Annotated in this window: 25 protein-coding genes; all 25 read left to right on the top strand. The window is 66.5% G+C overall.

Going from position 1 to position 13980, the window contains the following annotated elements; translation table 11 throughout:
• The first annotated feature begins 58 nt into the window (after positions 1-58).
• Positions 59-1252 carry an elongation factor Tu gene (gene tuf, locus JHE00_RS06840; RefSeq protein WP_200315998.1) on the top strand — a complete coding sequence of 398 codons (1194 nt, stop codon included), beginning with the start codon at positions 59-61 and terminating at the stop codon, positions 1250-1252.
• Between the two features lie 333 nt (positions 1253-1585).
• Entirely contained in the window at positions 1586-1891 is a 306-nt protein-coding gene (gene rpsJ, locus JHE00_RS06835) for a 30S ribosomal protein S10 (protein ID WP_003883485.1), read from the top strand.
• A gap of 31 nt (positions 1892-1922) precedes the next feature.
• Positions 1923-2579: a 50S ribosomal protein L3 gene (gene rplC, locus JHE00_RS06830; protein ID WP_200315997.1), complete on the top strand. Its 657-nt coding sequence runs from the start codon at positions 1923-1925 to the stop codon at positions 2577-2579.
• Entirely contained in the window at positions 2576-3268 is a 693-nt protein-coding gene (gene rplD, locus JHE00_RS06825; RefSeq protein ID WP_200315996.1) for a 50S ribosomal protein L4, read from the top strand. The genes rplC and rplD overlap by 4 nt, the downstream gene beginning before the upstream one ends.
• Positions 3265-3576: a 50S ribosomal protein L23 gene (rplW, locus tag JHE00_RS06820; protein ID WP_200315994.1), complete on the top strand. Its 312-nt coding sequence runs from the start codon at positions 3265-3267 to the stop codon at positions 3574-3576. The genes rplD and rplW overlap by 4 nt, the downstream gene beginning before the upstream one ends.
• 14 nt (positions 3577-3590) lie before the next feature.
• Positions 3591-4424, top strand: a complete 834-nt coding sequence (gene rplB / locus JHE00_RS06815) for a 50S ribosomal protein L2 (protein WP_200315992.1) — start codon at positions 3591-3593, stop codon at positions 4422-4424.
• Positions 4425-4442: 18 nt separating this feature from the next.
• Positions 4443-4724, top strand: a complete 282-nt coding sequence (gene rpsS / locus JHE00_RS06810) for a 30S ribosomal protein S19 (RefSeq protein WP_200315990.1) — start codon at positions 4443-4445, stop codon at positions 4722-4724.
• Positions 4725-4751: 27 nt separating this feature from the next.
• Positions 4752-5171 carry a 50S ribosomal protein L22 gene (gene rplV, locus JHE00_RS06805; protein ID WP_200315988.1) on the top strand — a complete coding sequence of 140 codons (420 nt, stop codon included), beginning with the start codon at positions 4752-4754 and terminating at the stop codon, positions 5169-5171.
• Positions 5171-6013 (top strand): 30S ribosomal protein S3, encoded by an 843-nt coding sequence (gene rpsC / locus JHE00_RS06800; protein WP_200315986.1) that lies wholly within the window; start codon positions 5171-5173, stop codon positions 6011-6013. Before rplV ends, rpsC begins: the two co-directional genes overlap by 1 nt.
• Positions 6014-6016: 3 nt before the next feature.
• A complete protein-coding gene (gene rplP / locus JHE00_RS06795) occupies positions 6017-6436 on the top strand; it encodes a 50S ribosomal protein L16 (protein ID WP_200315984.1) in 420 nt (139 codons plus the stop codon).
• Complete coding sequence (gene rpmC / locus JHE00_RS06790; protein WP_200315982.1) at positions 6436-6687, top strand: 50S ribosomal protein L29; 252 nt, start codon at positions 6436-6438, stop codon at positions 6685-6687. The genes rplP and rpmC overlap by 1 nt, the downstream gene beginning before the upstream one ends.
• A complete protein-coding gene (gene rpsQ / locus JHE00_RS06785; protein ID WP_200315980.1) occupies positions 6684-6965 on the top strand; it encodes a 30S ribosomal protein S17 in 282 nt (93 codons plus the stop codon). The genes rpmC and rpsQ overlap by 4 nt, the downstream gene beginning before the upstream one ends.
• 75 nt (positions 6966-7040) lie before the next feature.
• Positions 7041-7409, top strand: coding sequence for a 50S ribosomal protein L14 (rplN, locus tag JHE00_RS06780; protein ID WP_024876329.1), 369 nt, complete (start codon positions 7041-7043; stop codon positions 7407-7409).
• Positions 7410-7724 (top strand): 50S ribosomal protein L24, encoded by a 315-nt coding sequence (gene rplX, locus JHE00_RS06775; protein ID WP_200315978.1) that lies wholly within the window; start codon positions 7410-7412, stop codon positions 7722-7724.
• Entirely contained in the window at positions 7724-8293 is a 570-nt protein-coding gene (gene rplE / locus JHE00_RS06770) for a 50S ribosomal protein L5 (protein ID WP_200315976.1), read from the top strand. The genes rplX and rplE overlap by 1 nt, the downstream gene beginning before the upstream one ends.
• Positions 8294-8297: 4 nt before the next feature.
• Positions 8298-8483 carry a type Z 30S ribosomal protein S14 gene (locus JHE00_RS06765; protein ID WP_091802162.1) on the top strand — a complete coding sequence of 62 codons (186 nt, stop codon included), beginning with the start codon at positions 8298-8300 and terminating at the stop codon, positions 8481-8483.
• 74 nt (positions 8484-8557) lie between these two features.
• Positions 8558-8956 carry a 30S ribosomal protein S8 gene (rpsH, locus tag JHE00_RS06760; protein WP_200315974.1) on the top strand — a complete coding sequence of 133 codons (399 nt, stop codon included), beginning with the start codon at positions 8558-8560 and terminating at the stop codon, positions 8954-8956.
• 15 nt (positions 8957-8971) lie between these two features.
• Entirely contained in the window at positions 8972-9511 is a 540-nt protein-coding gene (rplF, locus tag JHE00_RS06755) for a 50S ribosomal protein L6 (protein WP_200315972.1), read from the top strand.
• Positions 9512-9513: 2 nt separating this feature from the next.
• Positions 9514-9912 carry a 50S ribosomal protein L18 gene (rplR, locus tag JHE00_RS06750; RefSeq protein WP_230423151.1) on the top strand — a complete coding sequence of 133 codons (399 nt, stop codon included), beginning with the start codon at positions 9514-9516 and terminating at the stop codon, positions 9910-9912.
• A gap of 34 nt (positions 9913-9946) precedes the next feature.
• Positions 9947-10582, top strand: a complete 636-nt coding sequence (gene rpsE / locus JHE00_RS06745; RefSeq protein ID WP_091802171.1) for a 30S ribosomal protein S5 — start codon at positions 9947-9949, stop codon at positions 10580-10582.
• Position 10583: 1 nt separating this feature from the next.
• Positions 10584-10766: a 50S ribosomal protein L30 gene (rpmD, locus tag JHE00_RS06740; protein WP_200315970.1), complete on the top strand. Its 183-nt coding sequence runs from the start codon at positions 10584-10586 to the stop codon at positions 10764-10766.
• Entirely contained in the window at positions 10766-11209 is a 444-nt protein-coding gene (rplO, locus tag JHE00_RS06735; RefSeq protein WP_200315968.1) for a 50S ribosomal protein L15, read from the top strand. Before rpmD ends, rplO begins: the two co-directional genes overlap by 1 nt.
• Before the next feature lie 89 nt (positions 11210-11298).
• Positions 11299-11928 carry a LysE family translocator gene (locus JHE00_RS06730; protein WP_200315966.1) on the top strand — a complete coding sequence of 210 codons (630 nt, stop codon included), beginning with the start codon at positions 11299-11301 and terminating at the stop codon, positions 11926-11928.
• A gap of 184 nt (positions 11929-12112) precedes the next feature.
• The gene (gene secY / locus JHE00_RS06725; RefSeq protein WP_200315964.1) at positions 12113-13420 is read left to right on the top strand and encodes a preprotein translocase subunit SecY; all 1308 of its coding nucleotides are present in this window, start codon (positions 12113-12115) and stop codon (positions 13418-13420) included.
• Positions 13417-13971: an adenylate kinase gene (locus JHE00_RS06720; RefSeq protein WP_200315962.1), complete on the top strand. Its 555-nt coding sequence runs from the start codon at positions 13417-13419 to the stop codon at positions 13969-13971. Before secY ends, JHE00_RS06720 begins: the two co-directional genes overlap by 4 nt.
• Positions 13972-13980: the final 9 nt, after the last annotated feature.

Genomic DNA, 13980 nt, shown 5'->3' with positions numbered 1-13980 from the left:
GAGTCGCAGTCCGGCTGCCACGCCGGTCGCGAGTAAGTAAGTCCAGGAGGACATTCCAGTGGCGAAGGCGAAGTTCGAGCGGAGCAAGCCGCACGTCAACATCGGAACCATCGGTCACGTCGACCACGGCAAGACCACTCTGACCGCGGCGATCACCAAGGTTCTCCACGACAAGTTCCCGGAGCTCAACCAGTCGCGTGCGTTCGACCAGATCGACAACGCGCCTGAGGAGAAGCAGCGCGGGATCACGATCAACATCTCGCACGTCGAGTACCAGACCGACAAGCGTCACTACGCGCACGTCGACGCCCCGGGTCACGCCGACTACATCAAGAACATGATCACCGGTGCGGCCCAGATGGACGGCGCGATCCTCGTGGTCGCGGCGACCGACGGCCCGATGCCGCAGACCCGTGAGCACGTGCTGCTCGCGCGTCAGGTCGGTGTGCCCTACATCGTCGTTGCGCTGAACAAGGCCGACATGGTCGACGACGAGGAGATCCTCGAGCTCGTCGAGATGGAGGTCCGTGAGCTGCTGTCCTCGCAGGAGTTCCCCGGCGACGACGCCCCCGTGGTGCGCGTCTCCGGCCTCAAGGCTCTCGAGGGTGACGAGCAGTGGGCGCAGAGCGTGCTCGAGCTCATGGAGGCCGTCGACGGCAGCATCCCCGAGCCGGAGCGTGAGGTCGACAAGCCGTTCCTCATGCCCGTCGAGGACGTCTTCACGATCACCGGTCGCGGTACGGTCGTCACCGGCCGCATCGAGCGTGGCGAGATCAAGCTGAACGAAGAGGTCGAGATCGTCGGCATCCGTCCCGACGCTCGCAAGACCACGGTCACCAGCATCGAGATGTTCAACAAGCTGCTCGACTACGGCCAGGCCGGCGACAACGCCGCCCTGCTGCTCCGTGGCATCAAGCGCGAGGACGTCGAGCGTGGCCAGGTCGTCGTGAAGCCCGGCACCACGACTCCGCACACGGAGTTCGAGGGTTCGGTCTACATCCTCTCCAAGGACGAGGGTGGCCGTCACACGCCGTTCTTCAACAACTACCGCCCGCAGTTCTACTTCCGTACCACGGACGTGACCGGTGTGGTGACTCTCGAAGAGGGCACCGAGATGGTCATGCCGGGCGACAACACCAACATCTCGGTCAAGCTGATCCAGCCGATCGCGATGGACGAGGGTCTGCGGTTCGCCATCCGTGAGGGTGGCCGTACCGTTGGTGCCGGTCAGGTCACCAAGATCAACAAGTAAGGCACCCCCCGGGTGCGGATGCCTGATTTAGATATGGCATCCTATTAAGGTTGCTCGACGCAGGGCGGCCGATTCTGATGAATCACCAAGAATCGGCCGCCCTGGCGCGAGTGTCCTGGGCTTGCGGCTTCCGTGAGTCAGGAGCGGCCGACCTCGCGTCGGTACTCCATGAGGTACAGACCTAGGCACGACAACGATCCTGAGGGATCAGTCTGCGCAGTGGGCGCGACACGCCCGACCGCGTGGACCGGATACCAGGCCGTTGACGTGCGAGAACCGGCGCCGAGCGTTGGTTTGAGATAGCGGCACGAGACGAAGGAACGAGCTGCCACCATGGCGGGACAGAAGATCCGCATCCGGCTCAAGGCCTACGACCACGAGGCGATCGACGCCAGCGCACGCAAGATCGTCGAGACGGTCACGCGCACCGGCGCTTCCGTGGTTGGGCCGGTGCCGCTGCCCACCGAAAAGAACGTTTACTGCGTCATCCGCTCGCCGCACAAGTACAAGGACTCGCGCGAGCACTTCGAGATGCGCACGCACAAGCGTCTGATCGACATCCTCGACCCGACGCCGAAGACGGTCGACGCGCTCATGCGCATCGACCTGCCGGCCAGTGTCGACGTGAACATCCAGTAAGCGTTGGGCGAGCGGCGGAGATAAGAGACTCATGTCTGACAGGCAAGTGAAGGGCATTCTGGGCACCAAGCTCGGCATGACGCAGGTCTTCGACGAGAACAACCGGATCATTCCGGTGACCGTCGTGCAGGCCGGGCCGAACGTGGTGACCCAGGTGCGCAACCAGGAGAATGACGGCTATTCGGCCGTGCAGCTGGCCTTCGGCGCGGTCGACCCGCGCCGGGTCAACAAGCCGAAGACCGGTCACTTCGACAAGGCGGGCGTGACGCCCCGGCGGTTCGTCGCCGAGCTGCGCACCATCGACGCGGACTCGTACGAGGTCGGCCAGGAGATCACGGCCGAGCTGTTCGAGACCGGCGCGGTGGTCGACGTGACCGGCACGAGCAAGGGCAAGGGCTACGCCGGTGTCATGAAGCGGCACGGCTTCAAGGGCCAGGGCGCGAGCCACGGTAACCAGGCCAAGCACCGCGCTCCCGGTTCGATCGGCGGCTGCGCCACGCCGGGTCGCGTGTTCAAGGGCGTCCGCATGGCCGGCCGGATGGGTAACGCCAAGGTCACCACGCAGGGTCTCACCGTGCACTCGGTGCGCGCTGAGGACGGCCTGCTGCTGATCAAGGGTGCCGTCCCCGGCCCCAACGGCGGCCTGATCTTCGTCCGCAGCGCCGCGAAGGGTGGTGTGACGGCATGACCTCCACGGTCGAGCTGAAGACCCCGGCCGGCACGGCCGACGGCACGGTGGAACTGCCCGCCGAGGTCTTCGACGTGCAGGCGAACATCCCGCTGATGCACCAGGTCGTCGTGGCCCAGCTGGCCGCGGCCCGCCAGGGCACGCACGACACGAAGACCCGCGGCGAGGTTCGCGGCGGTGGCCGCAAGCCGTACCGCCAGAAGGGCACCGGCCGCGCCCGTCAGGGTTCGGTCCGCGCGCCGCAGTTCGCAGGCGGTGGCACCGTGCACGGCCCCACGCCGCGCGACTACTCGCAGCGCACCCCGAAGAAGATGAAGGTCGCCGCTCTGCGTGGCGCCCTCTCGGACCGGGCCCGCTCGGGTCAGCTGCACGTGGTGACCGAGCTGGTGGGCGGCGAGAAGCCGTCGACCAAGGACGCCAAGAAGGTGCTCGGTGGCCTCTCGCAGGCCAAGCGTGTGCTGCTGGTGCTCCACCGGGACGACGAGCGCAGCTGGCTGTCGGCGCGCAACCTGCCGCACGTCCACCTGATCACGCCGGACCAGCTCAACACCTACGACGTGTTGGTCAACGACGACGTGGTGTTCACCAAGGCGGCGCTCGACGTCTTCCTCGCCGGCCCCGCCAAGGGCAAGGGCGCGAAGGCCTCCGCGACGTCGAGCGAGGTCTCGGAAGGGAGTGACGAGCAGTGAGCTCCGTGGCGATCCCCGACCCGCGCGACATCCTGGTCGCGCCGGTGATCTCCGAGAAGTCCTACGGGCTGCTCGAGGACCACAAGTACACGTTCCTGGTTCGCCCGGACGCCAACAAGACCCAGATCAAGATCGCGGTCGAGAAGGTGTTCGGCGTGAAGGTCATCAGCGTGAACACGCTCAACCGGCCGGGCAAGCGTAAGCGCACCCGGCAGGGTTTCGGCACGCGCAAGGACACCAAGCGCGCCATCGTGACGCTGTCGGCCGAGAGCAAGCCGATTGAGATCTTCGGCGGACCAGCCGCGTAAGGGACTGAGAAGACATGGGCATCCGCAAGTACAAGCCGACTACGCCGGGACGGCGTGGCTCGAGCGTCTCCGACTTCGCCGAGATCACCCGGTCGACGCCGGAGAAGTCGCTCCTGGCCCCGCTGAGCAAGTCCGGTGGCCGCAACTCGTCGGGCAAGATCACGACCCGGCACAAGGGCGGCGGCCACAAGCGTGCGTACCGGATCATCGACTTCCGGCGCAACGACAAGGACGGCGTTCCCGCCAAGGTCGCGCACATCGAGTACGACCCCAACCGCTCTGCTCGCATCGCGCTGCTGCACTTCGCCGACGGCGAGAAGCGCTACATCATCGCGCCGGAGAAGCTCAAGCAGGGTGACCGGGTGGAGAGCGGCCCTCGCGCCGACATCAAGCCCGGCAACAACCTGCCGCTGCGCAACATCCCGGTCGGCACCGTGATCCACGCGATCGAGCTCCGCCCCGGCGGCGGCGCGAAGATCGCCCGGTCGGCGGGTGCTCGTGTGCAGCTCGTCGCCAAGGACGGGCCGTACGCCCAGCTGCGGATGCCTTCGGGCGAGATCCGCAACGTGGACGTGCGCAACCGGGCCACTGTCGGCGAGGTCGGCAACTCCGAGCACTCCAACATCAACTGGGGCAAGGCGGGCCGCAACCGCTGGCGGGGCAAGCGCCCCACCGTCCGCGGTGTCGTCATGAACCCGGTCGACCACCCGCACGGTGGTGGTGAGGGCAAGACCTCCGGTGGTCGCCACCCGGTGAACCCGAACGGTAAGCCGGAGGGCCGCACCCGCCGCCGCAAGCCGAGCGACCAGTTGATCGTCCGCCGCCGGCGTACCGGCAAGAAGCGCTGAGCAGGGAGGTAGAAGAACATGCCGCGCAGCCTGAAGAAGGGCCCGTTCGTGGACGACCACCTGCTCAAGAAGGTGGACGTGCTCAACGAGTCGGGCAAGAAGACCGTGATCAAGACCTGGTCCCGCAGGTCCACGATCATCCCGGACATGCTCGGTCACACCATCGCGGTCCACGACGGCCGCAAGCACGTCCCGGTGTTCGTCACCGAGGCCATGGTGGGGCACAAGCTGGGCGAGTTCGCCCCGACGAGGACCTTCAAAGGTCACGTCAAGGATGACCGCAAGTCGCGTCGCCGCTGAGCGCGCACCTGAGAGAAGGAAGTAACGATGAACGCGCGTAATGGTGCGGAAGCCGAGGCAGTGGAGACCCTGCCGACGGCTTTCGCTCGCGCTCGGTTCGTCCGGGACTCGCCGACCAAGGTGCGCCGGGTGATCGAGCTGATCAAGGGTCGCAACGCCAACGAGGCGCTGTCCGTGCTCCGGTTCGCCCCGCAGGCGGCCAGCGAGCCGGTGGCGAAGGTGCTCGCCAGCGCCATGGCCAACGCCGAGAACAACCTCGACCTTGACCCGGACACGCTCTGGATCAAGAACGCCTACGCCGATGAGGGCCCGACGCTGAAGCGCATCCGGCCGCGTGCCCAGGGGCGCGCCTTCCGGATCCGCAAGCGGACCAGCCACATCACGGTGGAGGTCGAGTCGCGGCCGGAAGCCAAGACCAAGAGCAAGAAGAAGGCAGGTGGCCGGTAGTGGGCCAGAAAATCAACCCGCACGGCTTCCGGCTCGGGATCACCACGGACTGGAAGTCGCGCTGGTACGCCGACAAGCAGTACTCGGAGTACGTCGCCGAGGACGTGAAGATCCGCAAGCTCCTGTCCACCGGTATGGAGCGGGCCGGCATCTCCAAGGTCGAGATCGAGCGCACCCGTGACCGCGTCCGGGTCGACATCCACACCGCCCGGCCGGGCATCGTCATCGGCCGCCGCGGCGCGGAGGCCGACCGGATCCGTGGCGCTCTGGAGAAGCTCACCGGCAAGCAGGTGCAGCTGAACATCCTCGAGGTCAAGAACACCGAGGCCGACGCCCAGCTCGTTGCTCAGGGTGTCGCGGAGCAGCTGTCCAACCGTGTCGCCTTCCGGCGCGCGATGCGCAAGGCGCTTCAGACGTCCATGCGCTCGCCGCAGGTCAAGGGCATCCGCGTGCAGTGCAGCGGTCGTCTCGGCGGCGCCGAGATGTCCCGCTCGGAGCACTACCGCGACGGCCGGGTTCCGCTGCACACGCTGCGCGCCGACATCGACTACGGCTTCTTCGAGGCTCGTACGACGTTCGGTCGCATCGGCGTGAAGGTGTGGATCTACAAGGGCGACATCGTGGGTGGCCTCAAGGGCAAGCAGGAGCGTGACGCCGCCGCGGCGGCCGAGCGCGCCCCGCGCCGCGAGCGCCCGTCCCGTCGCCGCTCGGGCTCGTCCGGCACCACGCCGACGTCGACCGAGGCCGGCCGGGCGGCTGCCGCCAAGGCCGACACAGACGTCGCGGCCAGCCAGGCCCCCGAGGTGGCCTCGCCGGACGCAGCAGAGAAGACGGAGGGCTGACGCGTGCTCATCCCACGCAAGGTCAAGCACCGTAAGCAGCACTCGCCGAAGCGCGCAGGCGCCGCCAAGGGTGGCACCAAGGTCAACTTCGGTGAGTTCGGCATCCAGGCGCTTGAGCACAGCTACGTGACCAACCGGCAGATCGAGTCCGCTCGTATCGCCATGACTCGTCACATCAAGCGTGGCGGGAAGATCTGGATCAACATCTTCCCGGACCGCCCCCTCACCAAGAAGCCGGCCGAAACCCGCATGGGTTCCGGTAAGGGTTCGCCCGAGTGGTGGGTGGCCAACGTCAAGCCCGGCCGCGTGATGTTCGAGATGAGCTTCCCGAACGAGACCGTGGCTCGCGAGGCACTGCGCCGCGCGATCCACAAGCTGCCGATGAAGTGCAGGATCGTGACCCGCGAAGGTGGTGAGTTCTGATGGCGACGGCAGGAGTTGCTTCGTCAGAACTTCGTGAGCTCACTGCGGAAGAGCTCGTGCTGCGTCTGAAGGAAGCCAAGGAGGAGCTGTTCAACCTCCGGTTCCAGATGGCGACTGGACAGCTCGACAACAACCGCAGGTTGCGCACGGTCCGCGCGGACATCGCGCGCATCTACACGGTGATGCGTGAGCGCGAGCTCGGCCTCTCCGTCGCGCCTGATGACACTGACGAGAGTGAAGGTGCCGCATGACCGAGCCGGTGCAGAAGAAGGACTCCGGCCGCAACTACCGGAAGGTCCGCGAGGGCCTCGTCGTGTCCGACAAGATGGACAAGACGATCGTGGTCGAGCTCGAGGACCGCAAGAAGCACCCGCTGTACGGCAAGGTCCTGCGCTCGACCAAGAAGGTCAAGGCGCACGACGAGCAGAACACTGCCGGCGTGGGTGACCGGGTGCTGCTGATGGAGACCCGGCCGCTGTCGGCCACCAAGCGGTGGCGGCTGGTCGAGATCCGCGAGAAGGCCAAGTAACCAGGGGGCTACCAGCCCCATTCGTTCCGCAAGGCTCGGTTTCACCGAGAACCGGCGCGACATACAGGAGTTGACGTGATCCAGCAGGAGTCGCGACTGCGAGTCGCCGACAACACGGGTGCCAAGGAGATCCTGACCATCCGCGTGCTCGGTGGCTCGGGGCGGCGCTACGCGGGCATCGGCGACATCATCGTCGCCACCGTCAAGGACGCCATCCCGGGCGCCAACGTGAAGCGTGGTGACGTGGTCAAGGCTGTCATCGTCCGCACGGTGAAGGAGAAGCGTCGTCCCGACGGCTCCTACATCCGTTTCGATGAGAACGCTGCCGTGCTCATCAAGAACGACAACGAGCCGCGCGGCACCCGCATCTTCGGGCCGGTCGGCCGCGAACTGCGCGACCGCAAGTTCATGAAGATCATCTCGTTGGCCCCGGAGGTGCTCTAGATGAAGGTGAAGAAGGGCGACACCGTCCTCGTCATCGCCGGCAAGGACAAGGGTGCGAAGGGCAAGGTCATCCAGGCCTACCCGGAGCGGCAGCGCGTTCTGGTCGAGGGCGTGAACCGGATCAAGAAGCACACCCGGATCACCCAGACCCAGCGCGGTGCCCAGTCCGGTGGAATCGTCACCCAGGAGGCCCCCATCCACGTCTCGAACGTGATGGTCGTGGACTCGGACGGCAAGCCGACCAGGGTGGGCCACCGGATTGGCGAGGACGGCAAGAAGGTGCGTATCTCGCGCAGGACGGGCAAGGACATCTGATGACCACCGCTGAGACGACATACCCGACGCCGCGGTTGAAGACCCGCTACCGCGAAGAGATCAAGGTTCAGCTGAACGAGGAGTTCTCCTACGCCAACCCGCACCAGATTCCCGGTGTGGTCAAGGTCGTGGTGAACATGGGCGTCGGAGACGCCGCTCGCGACAGCAAGCTGATCGAAGGCGCCATCCGCGACCTGGCCACCATCACCGGCCAGAAGCCGGAGGTGCGCAGGGCCCGCAAGTCCATCGCCCAGTTCAAGCTGCGCGAGGGCCAGCCGATCGGTGCGCGCGTGACGCTGCGCGGCGACCGCATGTGGGAGTTCCTGGACCGGCTGCTGACCATCGCGCTGCCCCGTATCCGCGACTTCCGCGGACTCTCGGGCAAGCAGTTCGATGGCAACGGCAACTACACGTTCGGACTTTCCGAGCAGTCGATGTTCCACGAGATCAACCCTGACTCCATTGACCGCCCGCGCGGCATGGACGTCACGGTCGTCACCACCGCCACGAGCGACGACGAGGGCCGGGCGCTGCTGCGCAAGCTCGGCTTCCCGTTCAAGGAGAACTGAGCCGATGGCCAAGAAAGCTCTGATCGCCAAGGCCGCCCGCAAGCCGAAGTTCAAGGTGCGCGCCTACACCCGCTGCCAGCGTTGCGGCAGGCCGCACTCGGTCTACCGCAAGTTCGGACTGTGCAGGATCTGCCTGCGGGAGATGGCCCACGCCGGCCAGCTCCCCGGCGTCAGCAAGTCCAGCTGGTGAAGGCTTCTTACCGACTCCCACTTCGCCACAGGCCCCGCCCGGGGAACCAGGGCGAGAAAGGTTGACAGGTCACCATGACGATGACCGACCCGATCGCAGACTTCCTCACTCGTCTGCGTAACGCGAACTCGGCGTACCACGACGAGGTCGTGCTTCCCCACTCGAAGATCAAGACGAACATCGCCGAGATCCTCAAGCGCGAGGGCTACATCTCGGACCACCGGGTCGAGCCCGGTGAGAAGCACAAGAACCTGATCGTCGAGCTGAAGTACGGCCCGAACCGGGAGCGCAGCATCGCCGGCCTCCGGCGGGTGTCCAAGCCCGGTCTGCGGGTGTACGCAAAATCGACCACTCTGCCCAACGTGCTCGGCGGGCTCGGCGTCGCGATCATCTCGACGTCGTCCGGCCTGCAGACCGACCGGCAGTGCAAGCGCAACGGCGTGGGCGGCGAAGTCCTCGCCTACGTCTGGTAAGGGAGGGGGACTGGCATGTCACGCATCGGAAAGCTGCCGATCACCGTCCCCTCCGGGGTTGACGTGACCATCGACGGGCAGCACGTCACGGTCAAGGGGCCCAAGGGCACCCTCGAGCACACTGTTCCTGAGCCCATCACGGTCGAGCGCGACGAAGACGGCGTGCTCGCGGTGAAGCGGCCGGACGACGAGCGGGAGAGCCGCTCGCTGCACGGTCTCACTCGGACGCTGGTGAACAACCTCGTCGTGGGCGTCAGCGACGGTTACGAGAAGAAGATGGAGATCCACGGGGTCGGTTACCGCGTGCAGGCCAAGGGCTCGGACCTCGAGTTCGCTCTCGGCTACAGCCACCCGGTGCTGATCAAGGCCCCGGAGGGCATCACCTTCACGGTGGAGAACCCCACCCGGTTCTCGGTCTCCGGAATCGACAAGCAGAAGGTCGGCCAGATCGCGGCGGTCATTCGCAAGCTGCGTCGCCCCGACCCCTACAAGGGCAAGGGCCTGCGCTACGAGGGTGAGCGCATCCGTCGCAAGGTCGGAAAGACGGGTAAGTGATCATGAGCGAAACGGTGACCAAGCGCAAGCCGGTCGGCAAGGACATCTCCACCCGCCGTCGCGCTGGCAAGGTTCGTCGGCACGCCCGGCTGCGCAAGAAGATCGACGGCACGGCGGCCAGGCCGCGGATGTCCGTGAAGCGGTCCTCGCGACACATCGTCGTGCAGATGATCGACGACATCACGGGCCACACCCTGGCGTCGGCGTCCACCCTCGAGGCGGACGTCCGCACGCTGGACGGCGACAAGAAGGCCAAGGCCGCCAAGGTCGGCGAGCTCGTTGCGGCTCGCGCCAAGGAGGCTGGCATCTCCAAGGCGGTGTTCGACCGGGGTGGCAACGCCTACCACGGCCGGATCGCCGCACTGGCCGACGCCGCCCGCGAGGCGGGGTTGGAGTTCTGACAGTGAACAAGTTCGAGAACGGAAGGAACGCCTGATGCCGGGACGTACGCGGCAATCCGGCGGCCAGGGCGGACCCGGCGGCGACCGCGAGCGCGGTGGCGGCAGGGACCGCAGGGACCGTCGTGACGGTGGCCGTGGCGGGGCGGCCCAGGACAAGACCCCGCACCTCGAGCGCGTCGTAGCGATCAACCGCGTGGCCAAGGTGGTCAAGGGTGGTCGTCGCTTCAGCTTCACCGCGCTGGTCGTCGTCGGTGACGGCGACGGTCAGGTCGGCGTCGGTTACGGCAAGGCCAAGGAAGTTCCCGCGGCCATCGCCAAGGGCGTCGAGGAAGCGAAGAAGAACTTCTTCCGCGTGCCTCGCATCGCCGGCACCATTCCTCACCCGGTTCAGGGTGAGGAGGCCGCCGGTGTGGTGCTCCTGCGTCCGGCCAGCGCCGGTACCGGTGTCATCGCCGGTGGCCCGGTGCGTGCCGTGCTGGAGTGCGCCGGAGTGCACGACGTGCTGTCGAAGTCGCTCGGCAGCGACAACGCGATCAACATCGTGCACGCGACCGTGCGGGCCCTGAAGGACCTGCAGCGTCCCGAGGAGGTCGCGGCTCGCCGTGGCCTGCCGCTCGAGGACGTGGCGCCGGCCAGGATGCTGCGTCAGCGTGCGGGCCAGGGGGTCTGACATGGCGCAGCTGAAGGTCACCCAGATCAAGAGCACGATCGGTACCAAGCAGAACCACCGGGCGTCGCTGCGCACCCTCGGACTGCGCAAGATCCGGCAGTCCGTGGTCCGGGATGACACCCCCCAGAACCGTGGGCTCATCCACACGGTCCGGCACCTGGTGACTGTGGAGGAGGTCAAGTAATGGCCATCAAGATCCACCACCTCAGGCCCGCCCCGGGCGCCAAGCGCGACAAGATCCGCGTCGGTCGTGGTGAGGGTTCCAAGGGCAAGACCGCCGGTCGCGGTACGAAGGGCACCAAGGCCCGGAAGAACGTGCCCGTCGGCTTCGAGGGTGGGCAGATGCCCATCCACATGCGGCTGCCGAAGCTGCGTGGCTTCAAGAACCGCTTCCGCACCGAGTACCAGCCGGTGAACGTGGGCGACATCGCCCGCGTCTTCGCCGACGGTGGCAAGGTCGGCAAGGAGGAGCTCGTCGCCCGCGGCCTGGTTCGCAAGAACCAGCTCGTCAAGGTGCTCGGCACCGGTGACCTCGAGGGCGTGAAGCTCGACGTCACCGCCGACGCCTTCTCGGCCAGCGCCAAGGAGAAGCTCGAAGCCGCCGGGGGTAGCGCCACCACGGCGTGAATCCCGCTCGACGGCTGAAAACGGCCCGCCAGGTTCTTCGGAACCCGGCGGGCCGTTTTTCTGTTTGCCCTCCCCGATACTTTCGGAGGGTGACCTGGCTACTGGTGTTCTTCGGGGCCGCTCTGTTCATCGCGCTGACGCCCGGCGCGAACAATCTGCTCGGCCTGCACCACGGCATGCGCCACGGGCTCGCCAAGGCGCTGGCGGGGCTCGGGGGCAGGCTCGCGGCGTTCTCGCTCATGGTCGCCGCGGTGGCCATCGGGCTCGGTCAGGTGCTGGCAGCCTCCGAGGTGGCGCTCACGGTCATCAAGTGGATCGGTGTGGCCTACCTGGTGTGGCTCGGCGGCAGCCTCCTCGTGAGCACCTTCCGCCACGGCGGCAGGCCCTCGCTGCCCACCGACGCCGGCGAGCCGCTGCCGGTGTGGCCGCTCGTGCGCAAGGAGTTCCTGGTCGCCATCACCAACCCCAAGGCGGTGCTGGTCTTCACCGCGTTCGTGCCGCAGTTCGTCGATAACACGCACGGCCCCGTGAGCTGGCAGGTGACGCTGCTCGGCATCTGTTACCTGCTGGCGGAGTTCCTCGCGGGCACTGTCTACGTGGGCGTCGGTGCCGTGGCCCGAGCGGCCGCTTTGTCCGCCCGGGCGCGGCGCAACGTCGATCGCGGTACCGGTATCGTGCTGCTCGGGATGGCGGGAGCGCTAGCGACCTCGGTCAGATGAGGCATTAAGCCGCACTACATGAGGGCACGTCGAGCAAGGCTGTTAGAGTCGTCGACACGCTGCGGGACAGGTGTGCCCCGAAGCGTTCCTGGCTTGCCCGCCAGTGACAGTGTGTCCAGCCGGTCCCAGTGCCGGCCAAGCCGTTCGTCGGTTGATCACCGGCGACGCCGAGGAGGTCCCCCGCGTGCTCAGCGCCTTCCGCTCGGCTCTCGCGACGCCGGACCTGCGCAAGAAGATCCTGTTCACGCTGATGGTCGTGGCCGTGTACCGGATCGGTGCGGTCATTCCAGCGCCCGGGGTGTCGTACCCGAATGTTCAGGCCTGTCAGGCGCAAGTCGAAAACCAGAACATCTTCTCGCTGCTGAACCTGTTCAGCGGTGGGGCGCTCCTACAGCTCTCGATTTTCGCGACGGGCATCATGCCCTACATCACGGCGAGCATCATCGTTCAGTTGCTCACCGTGGTCATCCCGCGCTTCGAGGAGCTGAAGAAGGAGGGGCAGTCCGGCCAGGCGAAGCTGACGCAGTACACCCGGTACCTGACGATCGCTCTCGCGGTCCTGCAGGCGACCGGTGTCATCGCGCTCGCCGACCGTGGCCAGCTCTTCGGTGACTGCGACCAGCCGGTCTTCCCGGACAACACCGTCGCCACACTGGCGATCACCGTCCTGACGATGACCGCCGGTACCGCCGTGATGATGTGGCTCGGCGAGCTCATCACCGAGCGCGGCGTCGGCAACGGCATGTCGCTGCTGATCTTCCTGAACATCGCCGCTCAGATCCCCGCCGAGGGTGCGAACATCCTGAGCAGCCAGGGCGGGCTGGTCTTCTTCTTCGTCTGCATCCTCGCGCTGGCGATCATCGCGAGCGTCATTTTCGTGGAGCAGGGTCAGCGCCGGATCCCGGTGCAGTACGCCAAGCGCATGGTCGGCCGCCGCATGTACGGCGGAACGTCGACCTACCTGCCGATCAAGGTGAACCAGGCGGGTGTCATCCCGGTCATCTTCGCGTCGTCGCTGCTCTACCTGCCCGACCTGATCGGCAGGCTCGTCGGTGACCCGAACCAGGCCTCCGGCTGGCAGCGGTTCCTGCAGACGTACCTGGTCGACCAGTCGAGCTGGGTGCACATCGTCTCGTACTTCGCGTTGATCATCTTCTTCACGTACTTCTACATCACCATCACCTTCAACGTTGACGAACGTGCTGAGGAGATGAAGAAGTTCGGCGGGTTCATCCCGGGCATCAGGCCCGGTCGCCCGACGGCCGAGTACCTGAGCTTCGTACTCAGCCGGATCACCCTGCCTGGGTCGATCTATCTCGGCATCGTGGCGATCCTGCCCAACTTCTTCCTGTCTCTCACCGGCCAGGGACAGAACCAGAACTTCCCGTTCGGCGGCACGGCTGTGCTGATCATGGTCGGTGTCGGACTCGACACCGTGAAGCAGATCGAAAGCCAGCTCATGCAGCGCAACTACGAAGGGTTCCTCCGATGACGCGTGTGGTTCTCGTTGGTCCGCCCGGTGCGGGTAAGGGCACGCAGGCTGTGGCTCTGTCCGAGCGGCTCGGAGTTCCGCACATCTCCACGGGTGACCTGTTTCGGGCTCACGTGGGGGAGCAGACGCCGCTCGGCCAGGAGGCGAAGCGCTACCTCGACTCCGGCGAGCTGGTGCCCGACGCGGTGACCAACGAGATGGTGCGCGAGCGGCTGGCGGAGCCGGACGTGAAGACCGGTTTCCTGCTCGACGGCTTTCCGCGCAACACCAAGCAGGCCGAGGTGCTCGCGGAGATGCTGGCACAGGTCGACTCCCCGCTAGACGCGGTGATCGAGCTCCAGGTGCCCGAGGACGTGCTGGTCGAGCGGCTGCTCGGCCGTGGCCGTGCCGACGACACCGAGGACGTCATCCGTCGTCGTCAGCAGGTGTACCGCTCGGAGACGGCTCCGTTGCTCGACCACTACGCCGACATCCTGGTGACCGTCGACGGGGTCGGCGGTATCGACGAGGTGTCCTCGCGCGTGCTGGACGCGCTCGGCCGGAACTCGTGAACCTGCGCG

Source organism: Prauserella cavernicola (genome assembly GCF_016595675.1).
Lineage (GTDB): Bacteria > Actinomycetota > Actinomycetes > Mycobacteriales > Pseudonocardiaceae > Prauserella_A > Prauserella_A cavernicola.
The sequence above is the reverse complement of the archived record's forward strand: the minus strand, read 5'-3'. Positions and strand labels throughout refer to the sequence as shown.